This window comes from Acidocella sp., assembly GCF_052326845.1.
Classification (GTDB): domain Bacteria; phylum Pseudomonadota; class Alphaproteobacteria; order Acetobacterales; family Acetobacteraceae; genus Acidocella.
Genome location: NZ_JBKQJR010000208.1, coordinates 1 through 4374 on the forward strand (window position 1 = coordinate 1; position 4374 = coordinate 4374).

A 4374-nucleotide genomic window follows, 5' to 3' on the forward strand; every position below is an offset into this window, starting at 1 on the left:
CTTGTCGCCGGCGGGCACGTCTTCGGCCTTGAAGCAGCCGGCCGTCTCCCATTGCTGCTGCCAATGCGGCTCGGAGAGGGAGAAATCGTAGCGGGTGGTTTCGGTGTCTGACATGGCCCCGTCTTTAGTCGCGCGCCCAGGCCGCGCCAAGGGGCACCCAGCCGCGCGCCGCTACGCCTAAGCGCCGTGTTCCGGCTTCTCGCGCTTGGCGTGCCAGTTCTCCATGAGTTTCAGCACGGTGGCGGAGGTTTCCTCGATGGAGCGGCGTGTCACGTCGATGGTCGGCCAGCCGCGCTCATTGCACAGCCGCCTTGCCCAGAGCAGTTCCTTTTCCACAGCCTCATAATCCACGTAAGCAGTGTTATCGGTCCGCACGAAGCCGGTATCGGCCCCGCTGCCGATCAGCTTCAGCCGGTGGCGGCGGATATCGATCAGCGATTTCGGGTCGATGGTCAGGCCGATCACGGGGCAGGGCGGGTCGGCCAGCAGCTCGGTTGGCTCAATCCCCGGCACCAGCGGCACGTTCAGCGCCTTGATGCCGCGGTTCGCCAGATAAAAGCAGGTCGGAGTCTTGGAGGAGCGGGAGACGCCCACCAGCACCACATCCGCTTCCCGGATGCCGCGCGTCGCCTGGCCGTCATCATGGCTGATGACGTAGTGCATGGCGTCGATCCGGCGGAAATAATCGGCGTCCAGCACATATTGGCGGCCAGGCTTATGCTTGGCCGGGGCGCCGAACTGCGCCTGCAGCATCTCCAGCACCGGGTCCAGCACATGCAGCAGCGGCACGCCGAGCCGCGCGCAGGCTTCGTCCAGTTCGTGCCGCAGCGCGTCATCCACAAGCGAGCACAGCACCGGGCCGGGCTCGGCCTGGATGCCCTCCAGCACCCGGTGCAGCTGCAGCCGGGAGCGGATCAGCGACCAGCGATGATAATTCACCTGTGACTCATCGAACTGCGCCACGGCGGCCCGGGCCAGGCTGTTCAAGGTATCCCCGGTAGCGTCGGATATCAGGTGTATATTGAGCTTATCACTGTCCATAAGACTGTTAATAGCGTGGATTGTTTGCCGCCGCGTCCCCTTATTTTGGAAAGCCGGGGATAAAATCAAAGATCCGCGAACACGGGATAAGTTCTGACGAGTTTATCCGTGTCCTGTGAATAACCACGGTGGATATGTAAAAATCAGCAGGTTACAGCTTGTTTTTGGATGTGGATAACTTTGTGGATTTACGAATGAATTGGGTTAACCCCCGTTATCCACAGTACATCTACCCCTCCCCTTAACCTTTAAAGAAAAGAGGATTCAGTTTAGGCGGTGTGTATGAAATTGCTCCAAGCGTTGAACGGCGAGCCGGTGTGGCCGCCGCCGGTGTGGCTCATGCGCCAAGCCGGGCGTTATCTGCCGGAATACCGGGCCACCCGCGCCCAGGCCGGAGATTTCATCAGGCTGTGCCTGAACCCGGCCCTGGCAACGGAAGTGACACTGCAACCGATCCGCAAATTCGGGTTCGATGCGGCAATCTTGTTCTCGGACATTCTGATCTTGCCCATGGCTCTGGGGCAGGGCCTGCGCTTTGCCGAGGGTGAGGGCCCACGCCTACCGCCACTGCAATATAGTGCAGATCTCGACCCGGCCCGCGCGCCGGCGATTTACGGCCCTGTAATGGAAACCGTGCGCCGCCTGCGTGCTGAACTTCCGCCGCAAACGGCGCTCATCGGCTTTGCCGGCGGCCCAGCGACGGTGGCCTGCTACATGCTGGACGGCGAAGGCGGGGGCGATTTTCCGCGCACGCGCCGATTGGCTTATGAGCAACCCGGCTTTGTTAGTGACGTGCTGAATTTACTAACAGAGGCCACGACCGCCTATCTCTCGGCCCAAATCGAGGCAGGGGCGGATTGCGTCATGCTGTTCGAGAGCTGGGCCGGGATTTTCCCCGCGCCGCAATTCCGCGAGCTGGTCATCGGCCCGAACAAGCGCATCACCGCGGCGCTCAAGGCGAAGCACCCGGGCATCAAGATCATCGGCTTTCCGCGCCTCGCCGGGCTGATGCTGGGCGAATATGCGCGCGAGGCCGGGATGGACGCCATCGGGCTGGATACGGTCACCGATATCGAGAACGCCATCGCCGCCTGTCCGCCGGGCACGGTGTTCCAGGGCAATCTGGACCCGCTGCTGCTGAAACTGGGCGGCAAGGCGATGGAGGAGGCGGTTCTCAAGCTGCTCGCCAAGGTGAAAAACCGCCCGCATATCTTCAATCTGGGCCATGGCATCACCCCGGACGTGCCGGAGGCGAACGTGGCGCGGCTCATGGAGATCATCCGGGGCGCATGAAGACGGCGGTTGTTCTGTTCAATCTGGGCGGGCCGGACAGCCTGGAGGCGGTCAAACCCTTCCGGATCAATCTGTTCTCTGACAAGGCGATCATCCGCGCCCCCATTTTCATCCGCTTCTGGCTGGCGCGGCTCATCGCCGCGTCCTCGGCCAAGGCGGCGGAGCAGAATTACGCGCTGATGGGCGGCAAATCACCGCTACTGGACCTCACCCGCCAGCAGGCGGCGGCGTTGGAACAGGTTTTGGGCGGGGAGCATAAATGCTTCATCGCCATGCGCTATTGGCACCCCTTTGCACGGGATGTGGCGCGGGAGGTGAAAGCCTGGAATCCCGACAGGATTCTGCTCCTGCCGCTTTATCCGCAGTTTTCCACCACCACCACCGGGTCCTCGCTGAACGATTGGCGCGAGGCCGCGGCCAAGGCGGGCCTCGCCAAGCCCACCACCACGCTGTGCTGCTGGCATGACGACCCGGATTACTGCGCCGCCACCGCCGTTCTGGTGGATGAGGCCATCGCCGAGGCCAAGGCAAAGCTGCCGGACACGAAGATCCGTGTGCTGTACTCCGCCCACGGCCTGCCAGAGAGCATCGTGAAGGCCGGGGACCCGTACCAGGCCGAGGTCGAGGCGACCGCCGCCGCCGTGCAGGCGCGGCTGAAGGACCAGGCCGTGGAGCATCTGGTGTGCTACCAGTCCCGCGCCACGCCGCAGAAATGGCTGGAGCCGAGCACCATCGCCGCCATCGAGCAGGCCGGACGCGATGCCGTGGCCGTGGTTGTGGTGCCGATCGCCTTTGTCTCCGACCATATCGAGACCCTGGTGGAGCTGGATATCGAGAACCGCCACCTCGCCGGGAAAGCCGGGGTGAAGGGTTATTTCCGCGCCCGCGCCCAGAATGCCGACCCGGCGTTCATCACCGCCCTGGCGGGCATTGTAAGCCGCTCTGATGCCCCTGGCCTGTGCCGGGGCGGCTCACTCTGCGGCCAACATAAGGACTGCCCCTGGAATGCCTCCTGAGCTCATTATTTTCGACTGCGACGGCGTGCTAATCGACAGTGAGGGTGTTGCTTCCTCCGTGATCGCGCGTGAACTCACCGGCATGGGCTGGCCCATGGACGCTGACGAGGCGATGCGGACCTTCATTGGCATGTCGATTGCCGACATGGTGCCGATGATTGAGGAGCGGCTGAACCGCGCGCTGCATGCCACCTGGCGGCCGGAACTGGCGGAAAAGCTGGTGGTGGCGCTGGGCGAGGAGGTGGAGCTGATCCCCGGTGCGGATACGATGCTGGAACGCGTCAACGCCTTTGGCATCGAGTGGCGCGTGGCCAGCAATTCCTCCGACGAGGAAATGGCCGTGAAATTTTCCCGCACCGGCATCGCGCACCTTACCGCGGGACGGACTCATTCCGCCGCCAGCGTGATCGCGCGTGGCGGCCGGGCCAAACCCGCGCCGGATGTGTTCCTCGCCGCCGCGTCCTCCGCCAAGGCCGATCCGGCGCGTTGCATCGTGCTGGAGGATAGCCGCCTGGGCGTGACCGGCGCCGTGGCCGCGGGCATGACCTGCTACGGCTTCGCCCCGCATGGCGGGGGTGAGCCCCTGCTTGCCGCCGGGGCCAAAGCCGTGTTTGCGGACCTGCACGAGATTTTTGGAGTCCTGGCATGATCATCCCCGCCTTGGCGCCGGCCTTCCACTGGCTGCTGGCGTTCCACATCATCAGCTTCACGGCCTGGATGGCGGGGATGTTCTACCTGCCGCGGCTCTACGTGTATCACTGCCAGACCACGCCCGGCACGGCGGAATCCGAGCGCTTCAAGGTGATGGAGGTGAAGCTCCTGCGCCTGATCATCAACCCGGCGATGATCGCGACCTGGGTCTTCGGCATCCTGCTCATCCTCACCCCCGGCGCCGTGGACTGGCACGCCCCCTGGTGGTGGACCAAGCTCACCTGCGTCACCTTGAAGCGCTCGGATTCCGCCGTGCCGGGCGTGGTCTGGCAGTGATACACGTAGAGCCGCGGCAGGTAGAACATCCCCGCCA

At 63.9% G+C, this 4374-nt stretch carries 4 protein-coding genes and 2 pseudogenes; 4 read left to right on the forward strand and 2 right to left on the reverse strand.

Translation table 11 applies throughout. The annotated features are described in order from the left end of the window. Nucleotides 1–177: 177 nt before the first annotated feature. Nucleotides 178–1041 (reverse strand): pyruvate, water dikinase regulatory protein, encoded by an 864-nt coding sequence (locus tag ACLPJJ_RS13875; protein ID WP_443591583.1) that lies wholly within the window; start codon nucleotides 1039–1041, stop codon nucleotides 178–180. A 282-nt stretch (nucleotides 1042–1323) separates the two neighbouring features. Between ACLPJJ_RS13875 and hemE the strand changes: the two genes are divergently transcribed. From hemE to ACLPJJ_RS13895, 4 genes and pseudogenes are all read left to right on the forward strand, one after another. Then, entirely contained in the window at nucleotides 1324–2334 is a 1011-nt protein-coding gene (hemE, locus tag ACLPJJ_RS13880; protein WP_443591584.1) for a uroporphyrinogen decarboxylase, read from the forward strand. Beyond that, nucleotides 2331–3350 carry a ferrochelatase gene (gene hemH / locus ACLPJJ_RS13885; protein WP_443591585.1) on the forward strand — a complete coding sequence of 340 codons (1020 nt, stop codon included), beginning with the start codon at nucleotides 2331–2333 and terminating at the stop codon, nucleotides 3348–3350. The genes hemE and hemH overlap by 4 nt, the downstream gene beginning before the upstream one ends. After that, nucleotides 3340–3999: an HAD family hydrolase gene (locus ACLPJJ_RS13890; protein ID WP_443591586.1), complete on the forward strand. Its 660-nt coding sequence runs from the start codon at nucleotides 3340–3342 to the stop codon at nucleotides 3997–3999. Before hemH ends, ACLPJJ_RS13890 begins: the two co-directional genes overlap by 11 nt. After that, nucleotides 3996–4289 (forward strand): annotated as a pseudogene (locus ACLPJJ_RS13895) (CopD family protein); the annotation flags it as partial. The gene ACLPJJ_RS13890 and the pseudogene ACLPJJ_RS13895, both read left to right, overlap by 4 nt. A 26-nt stretch (nucleotides 4290–4315) precedes the next feature. Here the strand turns inward: ACLPJJ_RS13895 and ACLPJJ_RS13900 are convergent. Beyond that, a pseudogene (locus ACLPJJ_RS13900) lies at nucleotides 4316–4366 on the reverse strand (TIGR00701 family protein); the annotation flags it as partial. Nucleotides 4367–4374: the final 8 nt, after the last annotated feature.

Excerpts from the sequence above, each read along its gene's own strand:
- ACLPJJ_RS13875 (WP_443591583.1), bottom strand. The coding sequence starts at position 1,041 with ATGGACAGTGATAAGCTCAATATACACCTGATATCCGACGCTACCGGG.
- hemE (WP_443591584.1), top strand. The coding sequence starts at position 1,324 with ATGAAATTGCTCCAAGCGTTGAACGGCGAGCCGGTGTGGCCGCCGCCG.
- hemH (WP_443591585.1), top strand. The coding sequence starts at position 2,331 with ATGAAGACGGCGGTTGTTCTGTTCAATCTGGGCGGGCCGGACAGCCTG.
- ACLPJJ_RS13890 (WP_443591586.1), top strand. The coding sequence starts at position 3,340 with ATGCCTCCTGAGCTCATTATTTTCGACTGCGACGGCGTGCTAATCGAC.